This window comes from Nocardioides panacisoli, from assembly GCF_019448235.1.
Lineage (GTDB): Bacteria > Actinomycetota > Actinomycetes > Propionibacteriales > Nocardioidaceae > Nocardioides > Nocardioides panacisoli_A.
The window spans coordinates 1051132-1074296 of record NZ_CP080409.1; the positions used below are offsets into that span (position 1 = coordinate 1051132).

Sequence of the window (23165 nt, forward strand, 5' to 3'; positions counted from 1 at the left end):
CCGATGACCACCGCAGCGATCTACCTGGTCACCGCGTTCGCCGCCGGCCTGGTGGCGATCGCGGTGCGACTGCCACCCCTGGTCGGCTTCCTGGCCGCGGGCTTCGTGCTCCACGGCACCGGCGTCGAGCCCCTCCCTGTCATCGAGCCGCTGGCCGACCTCGGCGTCACCCTGCTGCTGTTCGGCATCGGGCTGAAGTTCGACGTCCGCACCCTGATCCGCCCCGAGATCTGGTTCACCGCGGTCTCGCACATGGCGCTCAGCGTGGGACTCGCGCTCGGCGGGTTCGGGCTGCTGGTCGCTGCCGGGGTGTCGATGGTCGCCCGCGAGTCCTTCGCCAGCCTCGCCCTGCTCGGCTTCGCGCTGTCGTTCTCCTCCACCGTGTTCGTGGTGAAGGTCCTCGACGAGCGCAGCGACGCCACCACCCTGTACGGCCGCGTGGCCATCGGCGTGCTGGTGATGCAGGACCTGGCCGCGGTCGCCTTCATCACCAGCTCCACCGGCGAGGTGCCGAGTCCGTGGGCGTTCGGACTGGTGCTGCTGCTGCCGGCCGCCTGGGTCATGCGGCGCATCTGGAGCCGACTGGGCCACGGCGAGATGCAGGCACTGTTCGGCGTGCTGATGGCGCTGGTCCCCGGCTACTGGCTCTTCGAGACCGTCGGCCTCAAGGGCGACCTGGGCGCCCTGGTGATGGGCATCCTGCTCGCCTCGCACCCGGCCGCCAACGAGCTCTCCCAGACGCTGTGGAACCTCAAGGAGCTGCTGCTGGTCGGCTTCTTCGTCTCCATCGGGCTGGAGGGCCTGCCCTCGCTGGAGGGCATCCTCGTCGCCGTGCTGCTGGTCGTCCTGCTCCCGCTGCAGGGGATCGCGTACGCCGTCATCCTGTCGCTGATGCGACTGCGCCACCGCAACTCCGTCCTCGCGGCACTGGCGCTGACCAACTACTCCGAGTTCGGGCTGATCGTGGTCTCCCTCAGCGCCGGCATCGGCTGGCTGGACGACCAGTGGCTGGTCGTGCTGGCCCTGGCGGTCGCACTGAGCTTCCTGGTCTCGGCCGCGGTCAACCGGCGCGGGATCGACGTGGCCTCCTGGATCTCCGACCGGCTGCCCGAGCAGGACCCCGAGCAGCTGCTCCCGGCCGACCGACCGATCGACGTGGGTGACGTCCGCGCGCTCGTCCTGGGCATGGGCCGCGTCGGCCGGACGGCGTACCAGCGCCTGGAGGAGAAGGGGCTGCCCGTGCTCGGTGTCGAGCACAACCAGGCCCGGGTGGACGAGCTGGTGGCAGCCGGTCTCAGCGTGGTCCGCGCGGACGCCACCGACCGCGACTTCTGGCTCCGCGTCGGCCGGGCGGGCGAGGTGCACGTCGCGGTGCTGGCCATGCCGTTCCACGGCTCCAACCTCGAGGCCTACGAGATGCTGCGCGCGTGCCGCTTCCACGGCCGCGTCGCGGCGGTCGCGCGCTACGACGAGGAGGTCGACGAGCTGCAGCGACTCGGCGCGGAGTCGGTCTTCCAGCTCTACAGCGGCGCCGGCACCGCCCTGGCCGACACCGTCCTGGAGGAGGAGGACTCCGCCTGAGCGGCGCCGGCCGCGGCCGTCACGTCGACTCAGTCGTCGTCGGTGAGGGGCGTCTTGGGCAGGCGCTTGACCCGCTTGCGGCGCCGGGACCGCGTGGGGATCATCCCGCGCATCTCCTCCAGGTTGCCGAAGCACAGGAGCCGGTCCTCGGCCTCCAGCACGTGGGAGGAGTACGGGTTGGGGATGACCGAGGTGCCGCGGTGCAGCGTGAGCACGCTGATGTCACGCTCGCGCAGGCCGGAGTCGCCCAGCTGCTTGCCGACCATCTCCGCGTCGCCGTGGACGACGATCTCCGCGACGCCGTACCCGGTGGAGATGCTGAGCCGCTCGCGGATGTCGATCTGCGGGAACGCGACCTGGTTGTCGATGTAGTCGATGATCGCGCCCGCGACGTCGAGCTTGGTCGCCGCCTCGATGCCCTCCAGCCCGGGGGAGGAGTTGACCTCCATCACCAACGGTCCGTCGTCGCTCTCGAGCATGTCCACACCGGCCACCCGCAGGCCCATGATCTGCGAGGAGCGGACCGCGACCCGCTCCGCCTCGGGGTCCAGCGTCACGGCCTCCACGGTGCCGCCGCGGTGGACGTTGGAACGGAACTCGTCGCCCTTGGCGGTGCGCCGCATCGCGGCGACCACGCGGTCGCCGACCACGAGCGCACGGATGTCGCGTCCCTTGCTCTCCTTCACGAACCGCTGCACCAGCACCTGGTGGCGCGTGCTCTGCAGCGTCTCGATGATCGCCTCGGCCACCTTGAAGTCGGGCGCGAGGATCACGCCGATGCCCTGGGTGCCCTCCAGCAGCTTGATGACGACTGGCGCACCGCCCACGCGCTCGATCGCGGGGATCACGTCGGCACGGTCACGCACGAACGTCGTCGCGGGCATGCCGATGTGGTGGCGGGACAGGATCTGGGTCGCCCGCAGCTTGTCGCGGGAGTTGGTGATGCCGTACGCCGTGTTGGGCGTGTAGACGTCCATCTGCTCGAACTGCCGCACGACGGCGGTGCCGAAGTAGGTGATCGAGCTGCCGACCCGGGGCAGCACCGCGTCGTAGTCGGTGAGCTGCTTGCCTCGGTACTGCAGGTCTGGCTCCACGTCGGAGAGATCGATGGCGAAGCGAAGGGTGTTGAGGACCTTCACCTGGTGGCCCCGATCGAGGGCGGCTGAACGGAGGCGCCGTGTGCTGTAGGAGCGCGGCGCGCGTGAGAGGATCGCGAGCTTCATTCCCTGACCTGATTGGATGGATGGCTGTGAGTACCCATTCAAGCACTACCCATTCAAGCACTGTCGCAGGCTGGCGAGAATGGGTGCGCCTGCCGCAGGTGCGGGTGGACTGGGTCAAGGCCAAGCTCGACACCGGGGCGCGCACCTCGGCGCTGCACGCCTTCCACGTCGAGGACTTCGAGCGCGACGGCGTGCCCTGGGTGCGGTTCTCCATCCACCCGTGGCAGCGGTCCGCGGCCGACCAGAGCTGGGCCGAGCTGCCCGTGCACGACCGCCGACTGATCCGCAGCTCGACCGGTCACCAGCAGGAGCGCTACGTCGTGCTGATGGACGTCTCGCTGCTGGGTCGCACCGTGACGGCGGAGATGACGCTGAGTCGGCGCGACCAGATGGGCTTCCGCATGCTCATCGGGCGGGAGGCGTTGCGCCAGGGGTTCCTCGTGGACCCGGGCCGCTCCTACCTGGGCGGACGCCCCGAGCGCGAGGTCCGTCGCCGCAACCGAGGACGTTGAGGAGTAGCGCCACGTGGTACGCGAGTCGTTCCCGATCGGCCCCTATCGGGTGCGGGCCGGATCGGGCAAGGAGGTCGAGCTGCCCATCACCAAGCTGGTGACGGGCGCCGACGTGAGCCTGCCGGTGCGGGTGGTGCACGGTCGCGAGGACGGGCCGGTGGTGTGGATCAGCGCTGCGATCCACGGCGACGAGGTCGTCGGGGTCGAGGTGATCCGGCAGGTCCTGGCCGCCATCGACCCCAAGCAGCTGCGGGGCACCGTGATGGCGGTGCCGGTCGTCAACGTCCTCGGGTTCATGACCGGGGACCGCTACCTCCCGGACCGTCGCGACCTCAACCGGTCGTTCCCGGGCTCACCCCGCGGCTCGCTGGCGAGCCGGATCGCCCACCTGTTCATGCAGGAGGTGGTGGCCAAGTGCGAGGTCGGCATCGACCTGCACACCGGCGCCGATCGGCGGACCAACCTGCCGCAGGTCCGCGCCGACCTCGACGACGACCGCACCGTGGGTCTCGCCGAGGCATTCGGGGCGCCGATCATGCTGCACGCCAAGTTGCGTGACGGGTCGCTGCGGCAGGCCGCTCGCGAGCAGGGGGCGGCCGTGCTGCTCTACGAGGGCGGCGAGGCCCTGCGGTTCGACGCCTTCGCCATCGACGCCGGGGTGGCCGGCGTACGCCGCGTGCTGGCGGCACTGGACATGATCGACGAGGTGCAGCCGGCCGAGGTGCCCAGCGTGCACTGCCGCGACAGCAAGTGGGTGCGGGCCCGGGGCACCGGGGTGCTCCACATGGACGTGAAGCTGGGGGACGCCGTCGAACGCGGACAGCGCCTCGGTGGGCTCTCCGACACCTTCGGCCGGCGCGTCCGGCTGGTCCACGCCGACCAGTCGGGCACGGTGATCGGCCTCAACACCGCGCCGCTGGTCAACTCCGGCGACGCGATCGTGCACATCGCCCAGTGATGATCAGACCGGCGTGACGGGGTCACCGCCGCCGAGGACGGCCCGGACGTTGTCGACGGCCAGCTGGGCCATGCGTTCACGCGTGGTCCGCCCGGCGCTGCCGATGTGGGGGAGTGCCACCACGTTCGGCAGTTCGCGCAGCGGTGCCGGGACCCGCGGCTCGTCCTCGTAGACGTCGAGGCCCGCCGCACCCAGGGTGCCGTCGGTGAGGGCGGTGACGAGTGCCTGCTCGTCCACGACCGGGCCGCGGGCGGTGTTGACCAGGATTCCCTCCGGGCCGATCAACGCGAGCTCGCGGGCGCCGATCAGGTGGCGGGTCTCCTCGGTGAGCGGGCAGTGCAGGCTCACCACGTCGGCGGCACCCAGCAGCTCCTCCAGCGGCAGCAGGTCGATCCCGCGTCGTGCCGCCTCCGCGGCGCCGGACCGGGTCGGCGTGGCGATCACGCGCATGCCGAACGCCGCCGCACGGTGCGCGACCGCGAGCCCGATCCGCCCCAGACCGACGATGCCGAGCGTGGCCCCGGCGAGGTCACGCCCGACGAAGAGGTCGGTGCGCCACTGCCAGGGGGTCCCGGTGCGCACGAAGCGGTCGGCCTCGGCGATGCGCCGCGAGGTGGCGAGCACCAGGCCGAGCGCGATCTCGGCGGTGGCCGCGTCGAGCACCTCCGGGGTGTTCGAGGCCGCCACGCCGCGGCGCCGCAGTGCGGGCAGGTCGAGGTTGTCGGTGCCGACGGCGTCGTTGGCGACGACGCGCAGCTGCGGGCCGGCGGCATCGAGGAACTCCTCGTCCACGCGGTCGGTCAGCAGGGTGATGACCGCATCGCAGCCGGCGACGTCGGCGAGCATGTCGCTGCGGGGCTGCCCGTCGGGCGTGTCGGACCAGGTGAGGTCCCACTGCTCCTCGGCGAGGCGGCGGCGTACGCCGTCCGGTGGCGGGAAGGTGATGTGGACGCGAGGCATGTCGTCCACCGTCTCACCGGCGCGGGCGCCGGCCCGCGTCAGGCCGGATCAGGCCAGGACGGCGCTCGCGTCGTCGGTGCCGGCCGCCGAGAGCGTGCCGGGGCAGTGGCAGCCGTGGTCGCAGGGGAGGTAGTGGTGGGGAGCGTGGCCGCAGTGTCCGCACGGGCGGTCGTGCGTGAGGCGCTGGCTGGTGCTGATGACGGTGTCCCACATGAGCGTTGCATCCGATCGTTCGTTGATGGTTCAACGATAGGTCGTGAGACGCGTCACGTCCGGTGATTCGCGATCTTGCGCCGGCGTGTCGTGACGGGTCGGCGGCGCGGGCGGGGGAGGGCGTCCTCAGGTTGACGCGACCACGGCGAGACGGCACCGTCGAGGGAGTCACGAACCCAACGACGGGAAGGCCCGTTTCCATGCTGACGCTGACCGAGAACGCCACCACGATCGTGAAGACGATCGCCGAGCAGTCCGAGACTGCCGGTATCCGCATCACGGGCCAGACCGAGCCGGAGCCCGGCCTCGCGATCGCCACCTCCGCCGAGGCGACCGACGAGGACACCGTGGTCGAGCAGGACGGCGCGACCGTCTACCTCGACGCGACCGCTGCCGAGCAGCTCGACGACAAGGTGCTCGACGCCGGCGTCGACGACAACGGCGGCGTGCAGTTCGCCCTGGGTGAGCAGCAGGCCTGAGCCTGACGGCCGGGTGTGGCACCATCCTGCTGTGTTGCAGGAGCAGGCATGACCCACCCGGCCGACACCCACCCCGTGATCCGCGTGCACGGCGCGCGCGAGAACAACCTCAAGGGGATCGACGTCGAGATCCCCAAGCGCCGACTCACCGTCTTCACCGGAGTGTCGGGCTCGGGCAAGAGCTCACTGGTCTTCGGCACCATCGCGGCCGAGTCCCGACGACTGATCGACGAGACCTACTCGACGTTCGTGCAGGGGTTCATGCCGACCCTGCCACGGCCGGAGGTCGACGTCCTCGAGGGCCTCACCACGGCGATCCTGGTGGACCAGGAGCGGATGGGGTCCAACCCTCGCTCGACGCTGGGGACCGTCACCGACGCCAACGCCATGCTCCGCACGCTCTTCAGCCGACTGGGGAAGCCCTACATCGGGGGCGCCACGGCGTTCTCCTTCAACATCCCCACCACCACGGTCGGGGGCGCCTCGGTCACCGAGTCGGGCAAGAAGAACGTCATCAAGCAACAGGTCTACCTCGGCGGAATGTGCCCCATGTGCGAGGGCCGCGGCACGGTCTCCGACCTCGACCTCTCACAGATCATCGACGAGTCGAAGTCGCTCGAGGACGGCGCGATCCTGGTCCCCGGCTACACCGCGGACGGGTGGATGGTGGCGCCGTACAAGACCCAGGTGCCATCGGACCGCCCAATCGCGGAGCTGACCGCCAAGCAGCGCGACGACCTGCTCCACGCCGAGCCCCGCAAGGTCAAGGTCGAGAAGATCAACGTGACCTACGAGGGGCTCATCCCCAAGATCCGCAAGTCGATGTTCAGCAAGGACCCCGACTCGCTGCAGCCCCACATCAAGCGGTTCGTGGAGGCCGCCGCGGTCTTCGACACCTGCAGCGCGTGCGGCGGCACCCGCCTCAACGTGTCCGCACGCTCCTCCACGATCGGCGGCCGGCACATCGGCGAGGCGTGCGCCCTGCAGGTCACCGACCTCGCTGCATGGCTCCGCACCCTCGACGAGCCCAGCGTCGCACCGCTGCTGGAGAAGCTGTTGCACCTGCTGGACTCCTTCGTCGAGATCGGCCTCGGCTACCTCTCGCTCGACCGCCCCTCCGGCACGCTGTCGGGAGGCGAGGCGCAGCGCACCAAGATGGTGCGCCACCTGGGCTCCGCGCTCACCGACGTCACCTACGTCTTCGACGAGCCCACCATCGGCCTGCACCCCCACGACGTCGCGCGGATGAACCAGTTGCTCGGCCAGTTGCGGGACAACGGCAACACGGTGCTGGTGGTGGAGCACAAGCCCGAGACCATCGCCATCGCCGACCACGTGGTCGACATGGGGCCGGGTGCGGGCACCGCCGGCGGCGAAGTGGTCTACGAGGGCGACCTCGCCGGCCTCCGCGGCAGCGACACCCACACCGGCCGGCACCTGAGCTACCGGGCCTCCCTCAAGGACACGGTCCGCACGGCATCCGGCGCGCTGGAGGTGCGCGGCGCCGACACCCACAACCTGCGCTCGGTCGACGTCGACATCCCGCTCGGCGTCCTGACGGTCCTCACCGGTGTCGCGGGCTCGGGCAAGAGCTCCCTCATCAGCGGCTCCGTCGCCGGCCGCGACGGCGTCGTCACCGTCGACCAGGCGCCGATCAAGGGCTCGCGCCGGTCCAACCCGGCGACCTACACCGGCCTGCTGGAACCGATCCGGAAGGCCTTCGCCAAGGCCAACGGGGTGAAGCCCGCACTGTTCAGCGCCAACTCCGAGGGCGCCTGTCCGACCTGCCGGGGCAGTGGCGTCATCGTGACCGAGTTCAGCTTCACCGACACCGTGTCCACGCCGTGCGAGGACTGCGGCGGCAAGCGCTACCAGGCCGAGGTGCTCGACCTGCGCCTGGCCGGGCTCAACATCGCCGAGGTGCTCGCGCTCCCCGTGGCCGACGCCCATGCGTTCTTCGCCGAGGGCGAGGCACGTACGCCGGCCGCCGCCACCATCCTGGCCAGGCTCGCCGACGTCGGCCTCGGGTACCTGACCCTGGGCCAGCCGCTCAACACGCTCTCGGGAGGGGAGCGGCAGCGCGTCCGGTTGGCGATGAGCACCGGACGCGGCAGCGGCGGCCAGGTCCTGGTGCTCGACGAGCCCACGGTCGGGCTCCACCTGGCCGAGGTCGCCCAGCTCCTCGCCCTGCTGGACCGCCTGGTCGACGACGGGATGTCGGTGGTGGTGATCGAGCACCACCAGGCGGTCATGGCCCACGCGGACTGGATCATCGACCTCGGCCCCGGTGCGGGGCACGACGGTGGCACCGTGGTCTTCGAGGGCACGCCCACCGACCTCGTGGCGGACCGGTCGACGCTCACCGGGGAGCACCTCGCCCGCTACGTGGGCACCGAGGACTGAGACCACCATCACGCCCTCGCACGGCCCGCCGTCGAGGCGCAGTGCAGCGCCCGCGGGACCGGCGTCGACTAGGATCGTGGTGACCGGGGACCCGAGCAGCACAGGACACCATGAGCGCATTGCTTCCGCGGAGTTCGTCGTTGCTCCACCAGATGCGGCCGGCGGAGTCCGCACCGACGCGGCCCAGCTGGCAGACCGCGCTTCCGTTCGTCCTGGTGGCGATCGCCGGCCTCGGCAGCGTCTTCCTGCCGCCGTACGAGAGCGACAAGGCCGTCGAGCTGGTGATCGTGGCGGTCGGCTTCTTCGTCGCACTCGGCCTGCTCGCGGTCGCGATCAGTCGTGACGAGCGATCGTGGGTGGATCCGGCGCCCGCGTTCCTGTTCTTCCTCATCTACGCCGCCGCCCGGGACGCCGGGGGAGGCGCGGATTCGGGGATCGCGCCCATCATCGTGCTGCCGATCCTCTGGCTGGCCCTCACCGGCACCCGGCGGGACCTGATCGTCAGTGCCGTCCTCACCGCGTGCGTGCTGGGCCTTCCGCTGTTGCTCATCGGCGCGCCGGCGTACCCCGACAGCGAGTGGCGGCGCGCCGTGCTCTGGACTGCCGTCGCAGCGCTCATCGCACCGGTCATCCAGCGGCTCGTGGCCGAGTTGGCACGCCATCGCTCCCTCGCCGAGGAGGCGAGCTCGGAGAACGAGGCCATCCTGCGTGGGGCACGCCAGACCAAGATCATCTCCTACGACCTCGACGGGATCATCCGCTCCTACAGCGCGGGGGCGCAGGAGCTGTTGGGCTACGCCCCCGAGACCCTGATCGGCAAGCAGGGACCCGAGTTCCTGCACGACCCGGACGAGGTGGCGCGGGTCGCCGCGGAGCTCGGCGTGGAGCCGGGGTTCGCCGTCTTCCGGACCCTCGCGGAGACCCGTGCCCCGGGACGGGTGTGGACCTACCGCACCGCCACGGGGGAGACGCTCTTCATGCAGTTGGTGGTCACCGAGCTGGTCGACGCGGCGGGGGAGCGCACCGGCTACCTGGGTGTGGCCATCGACGTGACGGCCGCCGAGCGCGCGGAGCGCGAGCTCGCCGAGGCCGAGGGCCGGTGGCGGACGCTGTTGGAGCACCTGCCCGACACGGTCGTGATGATGCTGGACGAGGACCTGGTGATCCGCGCGGTCGGTGGGCAGTCGGCGACCAAGCACGGCCTGCAGCAGCAGGCCATCGGGCGTCACCTGGCCGAGTTCTCCCGGCCGGAGAACATGGCCGTGCTGCGGCAGCTGACCGCGGATGCGCTCGAGGGCCACGAGGGCCACGCGGAGCTCGTCGCGACCTCGGACGGGTCCGAGCAGGAGGTGCTCGTCTCCCCGCTGCCCGACGGCACCGTCGAGGGCGCGATCCTGCTGGTGGCGCGTGACGTGAGCCGGGAGCGCGCCCGGGCGCGCGAGGCCGAGGAGGCGCGCGAGCGCGCCGAGGGGTTGTTCGCGGACGCACCGCACGGCGTGGCCGTCGTACGTCCCGACGGCACCGTGGTCCGCGCCAACCAGTCCATGGGCCACCTCCTGGGCCGCGAGGCCGCGACCCTGGTCGGACAGCCGATGGACGAGTACGCCGGCCCCGGCGCCGAGTCGATCGCGCCGCACCTCCACGAGGCGGTGCGGCGGAGCCCCGCGCTCATCACCGCCGACTGGAGCCTGCGCACCACCGAGGGCGAGACCATCCACGTCGCGATCAGCGGCCGCCGACTGGCCGGTGTCGCCGACGGGGACGAGGACCTGGTCGTGGTCAACGTGGTCGACGTCTCGGAGCGGCTGCGCTACGAGCAACGACTCGCCCACCTGGCCGACCACGACCCGCTCACGGGCCTGGCGAACCGGCGCAAGTTCGACGAGGAGCTGCAGCGCCACCACGAGTTCTGCGACCGCTACGGCGCGACCGGCGCGATCCTGCTGCTCGACCTGGACCAGTTCAAGGAGGTCAACGACTCCCTGGGGCACGGTGCCGGCGACCAGCTGATCATCTCCACCGCAGCCCTGCTGCGCACCTCGGTCCGGGGGACCGACGTGGTCGCGCGGCTCGGCGGCGACGAGTTCGCGGTCCTCCTCACCGAGGGCGACCGCGAGACCGCAGCGACGGTGGGCGCCAAGCTGGTCGACCGCATCGGCAGCCACACCGCGACTCTCGACAGCACCCGTCGCAACGTGACCGTCAGCATCGGCGGCGTCACCTTCGCCGACGCCGCCGACAGCGACGCCGACATCCTCTCGCTGGCCGACATGATGATGTACGACGCCAAGGAGGACGGCCGCAACCGCTGCCTGGTCTTCGATCGCTCGCGCTACGCCCAACCCCGGATGGGTGCCCGCATGGAGTGGCGCTCCCGGATCGAACGGGCGCTGGAGAACGACGACTTCGCGCTCCACCTGCAACCGATCCAGGACCTGCACCACGGCGGGATCCGGTCGGCCGAGGTGCTCATCCGGTTGGCCGACAGCGACGAGCTCGTCCCGCCGGGACGCTTCCTCTACATCGCCGAGCGTGCGGGACTGGCGCCCGCGTTGGACGCCTGGGTCATCCGCCACAGCCTGCCGCTGCTGCAGCGGCTGCGCGCGATCGTCCCCGACTTCGCCCTCGAGGTGAACCTGTCCGGGCACTCGATCGGCGAACCACTGATCGAGCGCACCATCACCGACGAGCTGACGCGGCTCGGGGTCGACCCCTCCTCGCTGATCCTGGAGATCACCGAGACGGCCGCGGTCGCCGACGTGGAGATGGCACGCGCGTTCGCCGAGCGGATGAGCGCCCTGGGCTGCAAGTTCGCCCTGGACGACTTCGGCGCCGGGTTCGGGTCCTTCTACTACCTCAAGCACCTGTTGTTCGACTACGTCAAGATCGACGGGGAATTCGTCGCAAACTGCCATCGCTCCGCGGTCGACCGGCTTATCCTGCACTCGATCGTGGGCATTGCCCATGACCTCGGCAAGCAGACCGTCGCCGAGTTCGTGGCCGATCCCGACATCCTCGAGGTGGTCGGCGCCGAAGGCGTCGACCTCGCCCAGGGGTTCCACATCGGCAAGCCCGTCCCGTACGACGAGTTCGTCAGCGTCCTCGATCGCTCTGCCACGACCTCGACAGGAGCGACGGAATGACCTCGTCCGGCAACGCCGGCATCGATCGAGACGAGGAGGAGCGCGAGCTGCTCCGCGACGACGTCCCCCACCGCCCGCCGAGTGCGTGGAACCGAGTGGTGGGCATCTTCGTGCTCGGGTCCTCGGTCCTGGCGGCGGCCCTGCTCGCGATCGCCGTCGCCCCGGAGGCGACGCCGCCGCTGCAGTCGCGGGCACGTGAGGTGTCGGTCGGGATCTGGGAGGTCTTCTACGACACCCAGGCGCCGTCGTACCGTTCCGTGCTCGCCGCCGTCGCGTTCGCGCTGCTGATCGCCGCCGGCGTGGCCGTCCTGGAGCGGCGCATCGCCAACCGCTACCGCCGCTCCTACGACCGGATCGCCACCCCACTCGCGCCGCGGATCGTCATGGAGGCCACCCGTAACGAGTTCGCCGGCCCGGTCACCATCACAGTGCTGATCCCGGCCCACAACGAGGAGGACTGCATCGGCGCGACCATCGCGTCGCTGGAGTCGCAGGAGCCGCCGCCGCACCGCATCGTCGTGGTGGCCGACAACTGCACCGACGGCACGGTGGGCATCGCCCGCGAGGCCGGTGTCGAGGTCTTCGAGACCGTCGGCAACACGCACAAGAAGGCGGGCGCGCTCAACCAGGCGCTGGAGCAGATGCTGCCCGGCCAGGGCGACAACGACCTGCTGATGGTGATGGACGCCGACACCGTGCTCGACGCGGGCTTCCTCGCCGAGGCCGCGCGGCGGATGACCGCCGACCGCGCGCTGATGGCCGTCGGGGGCCTGTTCTACGGCGAGGACGGCAAGGGCGTGCTGGGCCAGTTCCAGCGCAACGAGTACACCCGCTACGCCCGGGAGCTGGGCCGCCGGCGCGGTCGGGTGTTCGTGCTGACCGGCACCGCGTCGATCTTCCGCCCCCGGGCCCTGCGGACGGTGGCGGCGAGCCGCGGCGTCCTGATCCCGGGGCACCACGGCGAGGTCTACGACACCGTCGCGCTCACCGAGGACAACGAGCTGACCATCGCGCTGAAGTCGCTCGGCGGCCTGATGGTCTCGCCGCCGGGGTGCACCGTGGTGACCGAGGTGATGCCGTCGTGGCGCGCCTTGTGGAACCAACGGCTGCGGTGGCAGCGGGGTGCGTTGGAGAACCTCGGCGCCTACGGCATGACACCGCAGACGTTCCGCTACTGGTCCCAGCAGCTGGGCATTGCCTACGGCTCGATCGCGGTCAGCACCTACCTGATCCTCATCCTGCTCATGCTGCTCGCGCTCGACGTGTGGATCTGGTTCCCGTTCTGGGTGGGGATCGGCCTGGTGTTCACCATGGAGCGCGTCCTGACGGTGTGGAAGGGCGGCTGGCGCGCACGCATCCTCGGGGCGACGCTGTTCCCGGAGATGGGCTACGCACTCTTCCTCAACGTCGTGTTCATCAAGGGTGTCCTCGACATCACCCTGCGTCGCCAGGCGTCGTGGAAGCACGTCACCACCGTCGGCGGCCGCGTCGTCGTGGTGGAGGAGGACTGACATGGGCCTCATCGATCCGCTCGTGATCGCCCAGGGCCTGCTGCTGCCGTCCTCGGTGGTGCAGTCGGGGTGGTTCGCGGCGCTGGCCGCGTTCGTCGCGATCAACACCTTGATGTACACCGGCCTGGCGATCGCAAAGATGCTGCCCAAGGTCTACATCACCGACTACGACCCGCGGCGACGGCGGCGCGCCGAGACGCGGAGCATCCACCCCGACGGCCCGGTCGACTAGGCCTGATCGGCCAACCCGGGTCTACGGGGCGCGGTCGCCAGCGGTGGCGCGCGCCTCGCGGCGGTGCCGTCGTCGGCGCAGCGTCGCGGGCAGCGTCAGCAGCAGCGCCAGCGCGATCCCGATCAGCGCGCCCACGGTGTTGGCGAACAGGTCACGGTCGTCGGGGAACCGCCCCGGGATCCGGTGCTGGACGGTCTCGATGAACGCCGTCATCGCCATCGAGCCGAGTGCGGCGATCCACCACCCGCCGGCGCCGACGAAGAGCAGCAGGAACATCCCGATCGGCACGAACAGGGCGATGTTGGCGAGGAACTCCAGTCGGTCGTAGTCCAGCCACTCGACGTACCCCCGCCGGTGCAGCGCCGCGAGCACCCGGAGGATGAACGCCCGGTCTCCGGCGTCCAGGGGCTGCGGCGTCAGCGTCAGCCAGCCCACGAATGCCAGGTAGGCGCTCGTGACCAGGGACAGGAACGGGTGGCGGTGCAGCATCGGTCCAGTCTGACCGACCGGTGGCCACGGCCGCGGAGGCCCGGTGTGGCGTCGCTCTCCTCAGTCGCTCACGAGTCCGGACCGGGCAGCATGGGGGAGCCGACGACGGTGTCGGAGAAGGACTCGACCTTGTTGGCCGTCGACAGCACCCAGTTCGCCGCGGAGTTCAGCCCGCTGTCGAAGTAGGTGTAGGCGATGCCGCCGTGCTCGCGGACCTGGTTCGCGGAGCGCTCGATGACGTCGGGCCGGACCTGCGCGGCCTCGTCGGTGACACCGGTCTCGGCGATGGCCCACTCCACGCCCTGCGAGCGTGCCCAGGGCTCGATCCGGGAGAAGTAGTCGCCGTCGAGGTCGGTCCAGCCCTTGTCGCCCTGGCCGTAGCGCTGGTAGATGTCGAAGCCGGCGATGTCGACGGTGACGCCCCGTGGCCAGAGGTTCTCCAGCGAGTGCTGGTCCTCGCCGTAGAACTGGTTCCAACCGGTCAGGATCACCGTGAAGGCCACGTTGCTCGCGCCACTGCGCACCATCGGCGCCAACCGCTCCTGCATCCGCGTCCACGCGGTGATGTCGCCGTCGCCCTCGGGCTCGTGGTGGAACGCCAGCCACACCGGGTGGTCGGTCGCGGCCAGCCGCTGGGTGAGGTCGCGCACCCAGGCGTCACCACGGCCGTCGGCCATGTCGGCCCAGGAGTGCGGCATCTTGAACGAGATCCACGGCAGGCGTCCCGCCTCGTGGTCCTCACGCACGATCGACAACGCGTAGTCGACCTGGTCGGCGCGGTAGAAGGTGCGGCGTACGCCGAGGCGCGAGCCGACCTCCTCCTCACGTGACGCGGGGTCGGAGTTGCCGCCGTGGGAGGCACCGACGTACATCCCGCAACTGGGGATGCCGCGGTCGCTGTAGGCGCAGCCGTTGCTGAGCACCTGGTCGCCGGTCGGGGCCGTGGTCGTCGGTTCCTGCGTCGGCTCCGACGTCGCGGTGGTGGCGGGCTCGGTGGGCGCCGTGGTGGTCTCGCTGGTCGGCGCCGACGTGGGCTCCTGCGTGGGGTCCGTCGTCGGTGTGGTCGGTGCCGACGGCTCCGGGGCCGTGGTCGCGGGGGAGTCGGGCGGCGTCGGGGGCATCGCACCGGACACCGGCTCGAGGGTGACGTCGTCGATCACCGCGGTCTGCCAGAAGCCGCCGCCGTCCACGGTGATGCGCAGCTCGAGCCGGTTGCCCGCGCCGGGGGAGTCGACGGGCACCTCCAGCTGCGTCCAGTCACGCCGGGGGAGCCGGGTGGCATCGGTGCGGTGGCGCGCCACGACCTCCTCGCCGCGGTACTCACGCACCTCAAGCACGGCGTCACCGGAGGACCACAACGGGCGGACCCACGCCGATCCCACATGGTCGCCGTCGCCGGACTCGACACGGTCGGACCGCACCGCCAACGGGCTGCGGAACCACGACGTCGCGACCGTGGCGTCACCACCCTCACGGCCACGACCGCGCTGGCCCCAGATCCACGTGGTGTCGTTGGCGGCGTGCAGCGACGTGCCTGCGGCCGCCCGGTCCTCCCGCTCCGGGTTCCCGGAGCCGCCGATGGCCGTGCCGGCCAGACCGACGACGAGAGTGACGACGACGGCAGCCAGGGCCGGCGCACGCAGTGGTCGTCCCAGTCGCCGTGGACGGCTCCTCCTGCGGGGCGCGCGGTGACTGCCGGTGGGGTGGTGGGGGTACAAGCCGAACTCCTCGTGGATGTCTCAGCGCGCTCCGTCCTCGCCCCATGGTCGCGCGTGGCCCACAGTCCTACACCACCTGCCGCCCCGGCAGCGGGCCTCGATCCCCAAACCTGGGGAGACGGCGCGGCGCGCGGTGGAGGACACCTGCGATGTCAGGCTGCCGTGCAGGGACGACACCACCGCACCGAGGGCCGGAGGAGTTATGTCAAGCAACGACGACCCGGGAGCCGGTCCCAAGTACGCCCGGATCGAGCGCGAGCGCCGGTTCCTCGTGGCCGCCGTGCCCGACGGCGTCGTGGAGCGGCGCACCATCACCGACCGCTACCTCCACGACACCCACCTGCGACTGCGCCAGGTCGTCGGCGACGACGGGGTCGTCGTACGCAAGCTGACCCACAAGGTGCGCCTCGCAGGATCCGTGCGGCAGATCGCCTGCACGAGCGTGCCCCTGGACGACGTCGAGTGGGCGCTGCTCAGCGCACTGCCGGGCGACGACCTCGCCAAGACCCGACACGTCGTCGTCCGTGACGGCGTACGCGTCGTGGTCGACGAGCTCGCCGACGGCACGCTGCTCGCGGAGATCGACGACGGCGACGAGGAGCCCGTCGAGCCACCAGCGTGGCTGGGCGTACAGGTCGAGGTCACCGACGACGAGGCGTGGACCGGTGCCTCACTCGCCACTCGTCAGAATGTCGCCGATAAGTGACATTATGTCATGTAACGTTGCGGTGGGACGGCAGCGGAGCTCTCGACCGCCGTCCCCCGCGCCGATCAGAACGGCAACGCGTCGTGTGCCGACTCGGTGGCCGAGCTGACCTTCTTCTTGGCCTTCTTGCCGGCCTTGCGCGCACTGCCGAAGATGCCCTGCAGCGTCATCGTGGCGCCCGCGCCCACCAGCCAGGCGTCCTTGGCGATCGGCACGCCCTGCTCGGTCGGCCGGATGCTGCCCTCCTGGCGCAGGCCCGGCGTCCGTGCATAGAGACCCATCAGGCCGATCCCGAACCCGGTCAGGCCGGCACCGGCGACCACGGAGGGCACCATCGGCGCGAGCAGTGCGCCACCCAGCGCGATCTCGCCGGCGCCGAGGAGCCGCGCGAACGTCTTCGGCGGCACCGTCTCCACGGTGGGGTACGCCGTCGCGGCGAAGCCGTGCAGGCCCTCGGCGGCCTCGTCGTCGGCCTTCAACTTCGTCAGGCCCGAGTTCAGGATGAAGGCGCCGGTGGCGACGCGCAGCGGAACATGCGTGAGGTTCATGCACCCACCCTAGGTGGTGCGTCCAGTCACCGACCCCGGCCGCCCTCGTCGAAGGCGTCGAGCAACTGGCGCTCGGCCCGGTCGAGGTAGCCGACCAGTGCGTCGCCCGCGGCACCCCGTTCGCCGGCGGCCAGCAGCCCGAGGATCTCCCGGTTCTGTGGCAGGTACGGCTCATGGAAGGCCCGCGGGTCCACCATGACGCCGAACACGAGCCGCAACTCGGCCAGCACCTGGCCCATCGCCTCGTCGACGCGCGCGCTCCCGCCCAGTGCCGCAATGGCACGGTGGAAGTGGATGTCGGCGGTCCCGAGTCGCACCCACTCCCCGTCCCGTGCGGCGCGGTCGCCGTCCTCGACCGCGCGGCGGACGTCGGAGAGGTCGGCCCGCTCGACGTCGTACTGCGCGACCGCGCCGACCTCGACGACACGACGGAACGCGTACAGGTCACGCACATCGGCGGCGGTCAGGGAGCGGACGAACACGCCGCGGTTGAACTCGTGGACGACGAGGCGCTCGTAGCCGAGCAGCCGGAAGGCCTCGCGCAGCGTGTTGCGCGAGACCCCCAGCGCCTCCCCGATCTGCGCTTCGGACAGGCGCGTGCGCGGTCGCAGGGCGCCCTCGGTGATCTGGGTGCGCAGGACGTCGGCCACCCGGTCCGCCGTGCTGGAACGACCGATCGCGGGCCGCTCCTGCGTCAGTGCGTCCAACCATGCCGACGTCGTCGCCATGCGCTGCTCCCCTCGATCGTCCGATGTGGTCGCCGCCACTCTAGCTGAAACGTCTGATTGCAGGATTGTTGAACAATCGCTACCGTGGTGATCGCTGTCACAGGACGACGCACGACCCGACACCCCAGGAGAGCGTCACCATGGAACGACCAGACTCGACCGAGGGCACCACCCGACGCCCCGGGTCCCTGACCGACTCGGGCAAGGGCGCGCTGCTGGGCGCGATGTTCCTGATGGCCACCAGCGCCATCGGCCCCGGCTTCATCACCCAGACCACCGTCTTCACCGCCGAGCTCGGCGCGGCGTTCGCGTTCGCGATCCTGGTCTCGGTCGTGGTCGACGTCGCGGTCCAGCTCAACGTCTGGCGCGTCATCGGTGTCTCCGGGCTCCACGCCCAGGACCTCGCCAACCGCGTCCTCCCCGGTGCCGGCTACCTGCTCGCCGCCCTCGTCGTCTTCGGCGGCCTGGTCTTCAACATCGGCAACATCGGTGGCACTGCGCTCGGTGCCAACGCCATGCTCGACGCCGACCCCAAGGTCGGTGGCGCGGTCTCGGCACTGATCGCGATCGCGATCTTCGTCAGCAAGAAGGCCGGCGTCGCCATGGACCGGATCGTCGTCGTGCTCGGCGCGGTGATGGTCGCGATGGTGACCTACGTGGCCGTCACCTCCGACCCGCCGGTGCGTGAGGCCCTGCAACAGACCGTGCTGCCCGACAACGTCGACTTCCTGATCATCACCACGCTCATCGGCGGCACCGTCGGCGGCTACATCACCTACGCCGGGGCGCACCGGCTCATCGACTCCGGCATCTCCGGGCCCGAGCACCTGCGCCGGATCAGCCGCGGGTCGGTCTCGGGCATCTTGATGACCGGCGTCATGCGGGCGCTGCTGTTCCTGGCCGTGCTCGGCGTGGTCAGCGGCGGCGCCGCGCTCGCGGAGTCCAATCCCCCGGCATCGGCGTTCGAGTACGCCCTCGGCGAGGTGGGCGTGATCATCTTCGGCGTCATCCTGTGGGCCGCGGGCATCACCAGCGTCATCGGCGCCTCCTACACCTCGGTGTCCTTCCTCGCGACCTTCTCGGACTGGCTCGGCCGCAACCGCAACTGGGTCGTGGTCGCCTTCATCGCCTTCTCCACCATCATCTACGTCTCACTCGGCCAGGCGCCCGTCACGCTGCTGGTGCTCGCCGGCGCCCTCAACGGCCTGATCCTCCCGGTCGGCCTCGGGGTGATCATCTGGGTGGCGCTGCGCCGCCGCGACCTGCTGCAGGGCTACCGCTACCCGGTGTGGCTGGCCCTGGCCGGCCTCGCCACGTGGGTCCTCACCCTCTACCTCGGGTGGGAGTCCCTGGGCGGCATCGCCGACCTGTGGCAGTGACGGACCCGACGAGCCCCCAAGGAGGCAGCCCGATGCGCATCGACCTCAACGCCGACCTCGGCGAGAGCTTCGGCCAGTGGACCCTCGGCGACGACGACGCACTGCTGGAGGTCGTCACCAGCGCCAACGTGGCGTGCGGCTTCCACGCCGGCGACCCGTCCGTGCTCCGCCGCGCCTGCGAGCGTGCCGCGGAACGCGGCGTCGCGATCGGGGCCCAGGTCGGCTACCGCGACCTCGCCGGGTTCGGTCGTCGGTTCATCGACGTCGCGCCCGAGGACCTCACCAACGACGTCCTCTACCAGGTCGGTGCGTTGGAGGCCTTCGCACGCGTCGCCGGCACCCGCGTGGCCTACGTGAAGCCCCACGGTGCGCTCTACAACGCCATCGTGCGCCACGAGGAGCAGGCAGCCGCGGTCGCGGCGGCCGTGGCGGCGTACGACGCGACGCTGCCGGTGCTCGGGCTCCCCGGCTCGGCCTGGCTGCGGATCGCCGACGACGTCGGTCTGGCCACGGTGCCGGAGGCGTTCGCGGACCGGGCCTACACGCCCGAGGGCACGTTGGTGCCCCGGCGGGAGCCGGACTCGGTCCTGCACGACCCCGAGGCCATCGCGCGGCGGTGCGTCCAGATGGCCACCGAGGGCACCGTCGAGGCCGTCGACGGCAGCACGGTGGCCACGCCGGCCGCCTCGCTGTGCGTGCACGGCGACACCCCGGGTGCCGTCGCCGTCGCCGACCGCGTCCGCGCGGCGCTCCTCGACGCGGGGGTCGAGGTCGGCCCCTTCACCGGGGCGGCGTGATGCAGGCGCGTCCCTGCGGGGAGCGGGCGGTCCTGCTCGAGTACGACGACCTCGACGCCGCCATGGCCGCCTACGCACAGGTGTCCGCTGCCCCGCCGGAGGGCGTCGTCGACCTCGTGCCCGCGGCGCGCACCCTGCTGGTCCACCTGGATCCCGCGCTCACCGACGGGCCCACGCTCGCCCGCGCCCTCGCGACGCTCGACACCGCGCCGGCGCCCGAGGACGCCGGCGGCCACGTCGAGGTCCCGGTGGTCTACGACGGCGAGGACCTCGAGGACGTGGCCGGCCTCACCGGCCTCTCCCCCGACGAGGTGGTCGCCGCCCACACCGGCCAGACGTGGACGGTGGCGTTCTGCGGCTTCGCGCCGGGGTTCGGCTACCTCGTCGGCGAGGACGACCGCCTCCGCGTGAGCCGGCGTACGACGCCCCGCACCCGCGTGCCGACCGGCTCGGTGGCGCTCGCCGGCGAGTTCAGCGGCGTCTACCCCCGCGAGTCGCCCGGCGGCTGGCAGCTGATCGGGCGCACGGACCTCACCCTGTTCGACCTCGACCGCACTCCCCCGGCGTTGCTCACGCCCGGGACGCGGGTGACCTTCGTGGCGGCCCGATGAGGCGCGGCATCGAGGTGCTCGAGACCGGGGCGCTGGCGACCGTGCAGGACCGTGGTCGCCCGGGGCACGCCTCGCTCGGCGTCGGTCACAGCGGCGTCGCCGACCGCGGCGCGCTCGGGCTGGCCAACCGGCTGCTGGGCAACGACCCGGGCGCCGCCGCGGTCGAGGTGACCTTCGGCGGGCTGCGGGTGCGCGCCCACGGCGACCTCGTCGTCGCCCTCACCGGCGCCCCGTGCCCGGCCCGGGTCGACGGCCGCGGCATCGGCTGCAACGCACCCACCACCGTCCCGGACGGGGCCGAGCTCGTGCTCGACGCGCCGACCTCCGGCCTGCGCACCTACCTCGCGGTGCGCGGTGGCATCGACGTCGCGCCGGTGCTGGGATCGCGCTCGACCGACGTGCTGGCCGGGCTCGGACCGCCGGTCCTGGCCGCGGACCAGCACCTCGGGGTCGGCACCCCCGCCGCGCCCCTGCCCGACGTCGACCAGGCTCCGGTCGCGGCTCCCGCCGAGGGCGACGTCGAGCTGCGCGTGGCGCCCGGTCCCCGCGCGGACTGGTTCGTCGAGGACGCCCTCGCCTCGCTGTGCGCCGAGCCCTACGAGGTGACCGCGGACAGCAACCGCGTCGGGATCCGGCTCGCCGGTCCGGAGCTGCGTCGTCGCGACGACGCCGAGCTCCCGAGTGAGGGCATGGCGCTCGGAGCGCTCCAGGTGCCGCCCTCGGGGCAGCCCACGCTGTTCCTGGCCGATCACCCCGTGACGGGCGGCTACCCGGTCATCGGGGTGGTCGTCGACGGCGACGTCGACCGCGCCGCGCAGGCGCGGCCCGGGCAGCGGATCCGATTCCGGACGGTGCCGGGGTGGGAGACCTGAGGGCCCTCAGGCCGGGCCCAACTGCTGCAGCCGCGGCAGCACGTCCCGGCACACCTGCTCGGTCCAACCGACCGGGTCCGGCGTGGGCGGCATCAGGGTGACCAGCTCGATCCCGAGGGCGGCGTACTCCTCCATGAGCCGGAGGAACCCGTCGGGGTCGGCCACGGGGTCGTCCATGCGGATGGCGGTCTTGGTGATCGCGTCGTAGTCGGTGCCGGCGCGGTCGCAGTGGCCCCGCAGCACCTCCAGCTTGTGGGCGACGGCGTCGGGCTCCTCACCGAAGATGTTGCACCACTGGGCGTACTCCGCCACGAGCCGCAGCGTCTTGCGCTCGCCCGACCCGCCGATGAGGATCGGGGGGTGCGGCCGCGCCAACGGGGCGGGCACGCCCGCGGTCTCGGTGAGGTGGAAGTGCCGGCCCCGGTGGGCGCCGTCGTCGTCGCTCCACAGCTGCCGGCAGATCTGGAGGGTCTCCTCCAGTCGCTCGAACCGTTCGGCCAACGGTGGGAAGGGCACGCCCAGGCCGTCGTGCTCGCGCTCGTACCACGCAGCACCGATGCCCAGCAGCGCCCGACCGCCGGAGAGTCGGTCCAGCGTGGTGACGGTCTTGGCCAGCAGGCCCGGGTGCCGGTACGTCGCGCCGGTCACCAGCGCGCTCAGCCGGATCCGCTCGGTCACGGCGGCGAGGTGCCCCAAGGTGGTGTAGGCCTCGAGCATCGGCTCGTCCGGGCCGCCGAGCTGCTCCATCTGGAACCAGTGGTCCATCACGGTGAAGAGCTCGGCACCGCCGGCCTCCGCGGCGCGCGCGGTGTCCACCAGCCGCTCGGTCAGCCGGTCCGGCCACTCCGGGTGGGTGAAGTTGGCGTAGTGGATCCCGATGTCCATGGCACCACGCTACCGAGCCCGGGCGAACCGTCCGACGAGGTTGGCGGCGGTGCGCTGCACGGCACCGCCCACCAGTGGGCGGACGACACGGGCGATCGCGCGTCCCGCCGGGCCGCCCGGGAACTCGAAGCTGATGCAGGCACGGACCTCGCACCGGTCCTCGCCCAGCGGCGCGAACTCCCACCGCTGGGTGTTCTCGATGCCGTCCACCGACTGCAGCACGATCAACCGGTCCTGCTCCCACGCCGTGCACTCGATCCGGGAGTCGAGCGCGACACCGACGCGGACGGTGCCGTCGTACTGGGCTCCGACGCCGTGACGGACCGAGCCGACCGGCTCGATCCGGGTCAGTCCCACCAGCCATTCGTGGGCACGGCTGGCGTCGTCGACGTAGGCGAACACCTCCGTCACCGGGGCGTCGATCTCCACCCGCTCCTGCACCGTCGGCACCGGGCCATCCTCACACGGCACGCCGGCGCACCAGCACCCCGATCTTGTCGATGCGGTGCTCGGGATTGCCGAACTCGTCGGACCAGTAGTTCCCCGCGGCACGGTCCTCCGGCGTCGCGCAGGTGGAGAGCGTGATCATCGCCCGCGTCGGCGTGGCCCCCGGACGTCCCGGCACGGCCGCCCGCTGGCGCCGGAGCGAGGCCGGCGACCGGAACGACGTCTCCCGCGTCTCCACGACGCGGTAGACGAACTCGGTGCCGCCGGCGCGGACAACCACGCGCTGCCCGTGGCGCAGCGCGGGGAGGTCCAGGAAGGCCTGCGTCGAGGACAGTCGGTGCGCCGTGACCTGGTAGTTGCCGATGCCGCCCGGCCCCACGCCGCCGCGAGGTCCGTGGGGACTGGCGGCCAGACCGCGGTCCTGGATGCGCGTCCCCGGCGCGTCGTCGGTGCGCCCGCGGTAGGGCACGACGGTGAGGTCGGCGATGTCCAGCGCCGGGATGCTCAGCTCCGCCCGGCGCGGCCGGCCGTCACTGGCCGGGTGCGGCTCACGCGTCGCGGAGGGCGTCGTTGCCGGTGCGGACGAGGTCGGCGAGGGACTGGTCGGCCCCGCCGCGTCGCCGGTCGGGTTGCTCGTCGCGGCCGTGGCGGCCGCGCCTGCGGGAGCGCCGTCGCGGCCCTCGCTCGTGCAGCCGGCCAGCACCAGGCCGGGCAGCGCCATCGCCGCCGCGAGCCACCGGCCCGGTCCCGTCATGTCCCGAGCCTACGTC

General features: G+C 71.7%; 23 protein-coding genes. 13 read left to right on the forward strand and 10 right to left on the reverse strand.

Going from position 1 to position 23165, the window contains the following annotated elements; all coding sequences use genetic code 11:
- The first annotated feature begins 3 nt into the window (after window positions 1-3).
- A complete protein-coding gene (locus KUV85_RS05175; protein ID WP_219962152.1) occupies window positions 4-1581 on the forward strand; it encodes a cation:proton antiporter family protein in 1578 nt (525 codons plus the stop codon).
- A gap of 29 nt (window positions 1582-1610) precedes the next feature.
- On the opposite strand, the gene rimK is transcribed toward KUV85_RS05175, so the two are convergent.
- Window positions 1611-2804, reverse strand: coding sequence for a 30S ribosomal protein S6--L-glutamate ligase (gene rimK / locus KUV85_RS05180; protein WP_219962153.1), 1194 nt, complete (start codon window positions 2802-2804; stop codon window positions 1611-1613).
- 20 nt (window positions 2805-2824) lie between these two features.
- Here rimK and KUV85_RS05185 point away from each other — a divergent pair, with 20 nt between their 5' ends.
- Window positions 2825-3316: an ATP-dependent zinc protease family protein gene (locus KUV85_RS05185; RefSeq protein WP_219962154.1), complete on the forward strand. Its 492-nt coding sequence runs from the start codon at window positions 2825-2827 to the stop codon at window positions 3314-3316.
- Window positions 3317-3329: 13 nt separating this feature from the next.
- Window positions 3330-4274: a succinylglutamate desuccinylase/aspartoacylase family protein gene (locus tag KUV85_RS05190; RefSeq protein WP_219962155.1), complete on the forward strand. Its 945-nt coding sequence runs from the start codon at window positions 3330-3332 to the stop codon at window positions 4272-4274.
- A gap of 3 nt (window positions 4275-4277) precedes the next feature.
- On the opposite strand, the gene KUV85_RS05195 is transcribed toward KUV85_RS05190, so the two are convergent.
- Both KUV85_RS05195 and KUV85_RS05200 read right to left on the reverse strand, forming a co-directional pair.
- A complete protein-coding gene (locus KUV85_RS05195; protein ID WP_219962156.1) occupies window positions 4278-5234 on the reverse strand; it encodes a 2-hydroxyacid dehydrogenase in 957 nt (318 codons plus the stop codon).
- Between the two features lie 48 nt (window positions 5235-5282).
- The gene (locus KUV85_RS05200; RefSeq protein ID WP_219962157.1) at window positions 5283-5447 is read right to left on the reverse strand and encodes a hypothetical protein; all 165 of its coding nucleotides are present in this window, start codon (window positions 5445-5447) and stop codon (window positions 5283-5285) included.
- A 200-nt stretch (window positions 5448-5647) separates the two neighbouring features.
- Here KUV85_RS05200 and KUV85_RS05205 point away from each other — a divergent pair, with 200 nt between their 5' ends.
- The 5 genes from KUV85_RS05205 to KUV85_RS05225 all read left to right on the forward strand — a co-directional run bounded on the left by KUV85_RS05205 (window position 5648) and on the right by KUV85_RS05225 (window position 13215).
- Window positions 5648-5926 carry a hypothetical protein gene (locus KUV85_RS05205; RefSeq protein ID WP_219962158.1) on the forward strand — a complete coding sequence of 93 codons (279 nt, stop codon included), beginning with the start codon at window positions 5648-5650 and terminating at the stop codon, window positions 5924-5926.
- A 48-nt stretch (window positions 5927-5974) separates the two neighbouring features.
- Window positions 5975-8329, forward strand: a complete 2355-nt coding sequence (locus KUV85_RS05210; RefSeq protein WP_219962159.1) for an ATP-binding cassette domain-containing protein — start codon at window positions 5975-5977, stop codon at window positions 8327-8329.
- A 110-nt stretch (window positions 8330-8439) separates the two neighbouring features.
- Entirely contained in the window at window positions 8440-11472 is a 3033-nt protein-coding gene (locus KUV85_RS05215; RefSeq protein ID WP_219962160.1) for a sensor domain-containing protein, read from the forward strand.
- Window positions 11469-12983, forward strand: coding sequence for a glycosyltransferase family 2 protein (locus KUV85_RS05220; protein WP_219962161.1), 1515 nt, complete (start codon window positions 11469-11471; stop codon window positions 12981-12983). The genes KUV85_RS05215 and KUV85_RS05220 overlap by 4 nt, the downstream gene beginning before the upstream one ends.
- Before the next feature lies 1 nt (window position 12984).
- Window positions 12985-13215 carry a hypothetical protein gene (locus tag KUV85_RS05225; RefSeq protein WP_219962162.1) on the forward strand — a complete coding sequence of 77 codons (231 nt, stop codon included), beginning with the start codon at window positions 12985-12987 and terminating at the stop codon, window positions 13213-13215.
- 21 nt (window positions 13216-13236) lie between these two features.
- On the opposite strand, the gene KUV85_RS05230 is transcribed toward KUV85_RS05225, so the two are convergent.
- Both KUV85_RS05230 and KUV85_RS05235 read right to left on the reverse strand, forming a co-directional pair.
- Entirely contained in the window at window positions 13237-13704 is a 468-nt protein-coding gene (locus KUV85_RS05230; RefSeq protein ID WP_219962163.1) for a VanZ family protein, read from the reverse strand.
- Window positions 13705-13772: 68 nt separating this feature from the next.
- Window positions 13773-15422 (reverse strand): hypothetical protein, encoded by a 1650-nt coding sequence (locus tag KUV85_RS05235; protein ID WP_219962164.1) that lies wholly within the window; start codon window positions 15420-15422, stop codon window positions 13773-13775.
- 202 nt (window positions 15423-15624) lie between these two features.
- Between KUV85_RS05235 and KUV85_RS05240 the strand changes: the two genes are divergently transcribed.
- Window positions 15625-16128, forward strand: coding sequence for a hypothetical protein (locus KUV85_RS05240; RefSeq protein ID WP_219962165.1), 504 nt, complete (start codon window positions 15625-15627; stop codon window positions 16126-16128).
- A gap of 65 nt (window positions 16129-16193) precedes the next feature.
- On the opposite strand, the gene KUV85_RS05245 is transcribed toward KUV85_RS05240, so the two are convergent.
- Window positions 16194-16676 carry a DoxX family membrane protein gene (locus tag KUV85_RS05245; protein ID WP_219962166.1) on the reverse strand — a complete coding sequence of 161 codons (483 nt, stop codon included), beginning with the start codon at window positions 16674-16676 and terminating at the stop codon, window positions 16194-16196.
- 26 nt (window positions 16677-16702) lie between these two features.
- Window positions 16703-17404 carry a GntR family transcriptional regulator gene (locus KUV85_RS05250; protein ID WP_219962167.1) on the reverse strand — a complete coding sequence of 234 codons (702 nt, stop codon included), beginning with the start codon at window positions 17402-17404 and terminating at the stop codon, window positions 16703-16705.
- A gap of 140 nt (window positions 17405-17544) precedes the next feature.
- Here KUV85_RS05250 and KUV85_RS05255 point away from each other — a divergent pair, with 140 nt between their 5' ends.
- Genes KUV85_RS05255 through KUV85_RS05270 form a run of 4 tightly spaced genes read left to right on the forward strand, consistent with a single transcriptional unit; the run spans window position 17545 to window position 21063 of the window.
- The gene (locus KUV85_RS05255; RefSeq protein WP_219962168.1) at window positions 17545-18783 is read left to right on the forward strand and encodes an NRAMP family divalent metal transporter; all 1239 of its coding nucleotides are present in this window, start codon (window positions 17545-17547) and stop codon (window positions 18781-18783) included.
- 32 nt (window positions 18784-18815) lie between these two features.
- On the forward strand, window positions 18816-19580 hold the full coding sequence (locus tag KUV85_RS05260; protein ID WP_219962169.1) for a LamB/YcsF family protein: 765 nt from the start codon (window positions 18816-18818) through the stop codon (window positions 19578-19580).
- Complete coding sequence (gene pxpB / locus KUV85_RS05265; protein WP_219962170.1) at window positions 19580-20191, forward strand: 5-oxoprolinase subunit PxpB; 612 nt, start codon at window positions 19580-19582, stop codon at window positions 20189-20191. Before KUV85_RS05260 ends, pxpB begins: the two co-directional genes overlap by 1 nt.
- Window positions 20188-21063, forward strand: coding sequence for a biotin-dependent carboxyltransferase family protein (locus KUV85_RS05270; protein WP_219962171.1), 876 nt, complete (start codon window positions 20188-20190; stop codon window positions 21061-21063). Before pxpB ends, KUV85_RS05270 begins: the two co-directional genes overlap by 4 nt.
- A gap of 6 nt (window positions 21064-21069) precedes the next feature.
- Here the strand turns inward: KUV85_RS05270 and KUV85_RS05275 are convergent, their stop codons facing one another.
- From KUV85_RS05275 to KUV85_RS05285, 3 genes are read right to left on the reverse strand one after another with little or no spacing between them, the layout of a single operon-like run.
- Window positions 21070-21948, reverse strand: coding sequence for an LLM class F420-dependent oxidoreductase (locus tag KUV85_RS05275; RefSeq protein WP_219962172.1), 879 nt, complete (start codon window positions 21946-21948; stop codon window positions 21070-21072).
- A 9-nt stretch (window positions 21949-21957) separates the two neighbouring features.
- Window positions 21958-22398 carry an SRPBCC family protein gene (locus KUV85_RS05280; RefSeq protein ID WP_219962173.1) on the reverse strand — a complete coding sequence of 147 codons (441 nt, stop codon included), beginning with the start codon at window positions 22396-22398 and terminating at the stop codon, window positions 21958-21960.
- Between the two features lie 10 nt (window positions 22399-22408).
- Window positions 22409-23149, reverse strand: a complete 741-nt coding sequence (locus KUV85_RS05285) for a sortase domain-containing protein (RefSeq protein WP_219962174.1) — start codon at window positions 23147-23149, stop codon at window positions 22409-22411.
- Window positions 23150-23165: the final 16 nt, after the last annotated feature.

Excerpts from the sequence above, each read along its gene's own strand:
- KUV85_RS05175 (WP_219962152.1), top strand. The coding sequence starts at position 4 with ATGACCACCGCAGCGATCTACCTGGTCACCGCGTTCGCCGCCGGCCTG.
- rimK (WP_219962153.1), bottom strand. The coding sequence starts at position 2,804 with ATGAAGCTCGCGATCCTCTCACGCGCGCCGCGCTCCTACAGCACACGG.
- KUV85_RS05185 (WP_219962154.1), top strand. The coding sequence starts at position 2,825 with ATGGCTGTGAGTACCCATTCAAGCACTACCCATTCAAGCACTGTCGCA.
- KUV85_RS05195 (WP_219962156.1), bottom strand. The coding sequence starts at position 5,234 with ATGCCTCGCGTCCACATCACCTTCCCGCCACCGGACGGCGTACGCCGC.
- KUV85_RS05200 (WP_219962157.1), bottom strand. The coding sequence starts at position 5,447 with ATGTGGGACACCGTCATCAGCACCAGCCAGCGCCTCACGCACGACCGC.
- KUV85_RS05205 (WP_219962158.1), top strand. The coding sequence starts at position 5,648 with ATGCTGACGCTGACCGAGAACGCCACCACGATCGTGAAGACGATCGCC.
- KUV85_RS05210 (WP_219962159.1), top strand. The coding sequence starts at position 5,975 with ATGACCCACCCGGCCGACACCCACCCCGTGATCCGCGTGCACGGCGCG.
- KUV85_RS05215 (WP_219962160.1), top strand. The coding sequence starts at position 8,440 with ATGAGCGCATTGCTTCCGCGGAGTTCGTCGTTGCTCCACCAGATGCGG.
- KUV85_RS05220 (WP_219962161.1), top strand. The coding sequence starts at position 11,469 with ATGACCTCGTCCGGCAACGCCGGCATCGATCGAGACGAGGAGGAGCGC.
- KUV85_RS05225 (WP_219962162.1), top strand. The coding sequence starts at position 12,985 with ATGGGCCTCATCGATCCGCTCGTGATCGCCCAGGGCCTGCTGCTGCCG.
- KUV85_RS05230 (WP_219962163.1), bottom strand. The coding sequence starts at position 13,704 with ATGCTGCACCGCCACCCGTTCCTGTCCCTGGTCACGAGCGCCTACCTG.
- KUV85_RS05240 (WP_219962165.1), top strand. The coding sequence starts at position 15,625 with ATGTCAAGCAACGACGACCCGGGAGCCGGTCCCAAGTACGCCCGGATC.
- KUV85_RS05245 (WP_219962166.1), bottom strand. The coding sequence starts at position 16,676 with ATGAACCTCACGCATGTTCCGCTGCGCGTCGCCACCGGCGCCTTCATC.
- KUV85_RS05250 (WP_219962167.1), bottom strand. The coding sequence starts at position 17,404 with ATGGCGACGACGTCGGCATGGTTGGACGCACTGACGCAGGAGCGGCCC.
- KUV85_RS05255 (WP_219962168.1), top strand. The coding sequence starts at position 17,545 with ATGGAACGACCAGACTCGACCGAGGGCACCACCCGACGCCCCGGGTCC.
- KUV85_RS05260 (WP_219962169.1), top strand. The coding sequence starts at position 18,816 with ATGCGCATCGACCTCAACGCCGACCTCGGCGAGAGCTTCGGCCAGTGG.
- pxpB (WP_219962170.1), top strand. The coding sequence starts at position 19,580 with ATGCAGGCGCGTCCCTGCGGGGAGCGGGCGGTCCTGCTCGAGTACGAC.
- KUV85_RS05270 (WP_219962171.1), top strand. The coding sequence starts at position 20,188 with ATGAGGCGCGGCATCGAGGTGCTCGAGACCGGGGCGCTGGCGACCGTG.
- KUV85_RS05275 (WP_219962172.1), bottom strand. The coding sequence starts at position 21,948 with ATGGACATCGGGATCCACTACGCCAACTTCACCCACCCGGAGTGGCCG.
- KUV85_RS05285 (WP_219962174.1), bottom strand. The coding sequence starts at position 23,149 with ATGACGGGACCGGGCCGGTGGCTCGCGGCGGCGATGGCGCTGCCCGGC.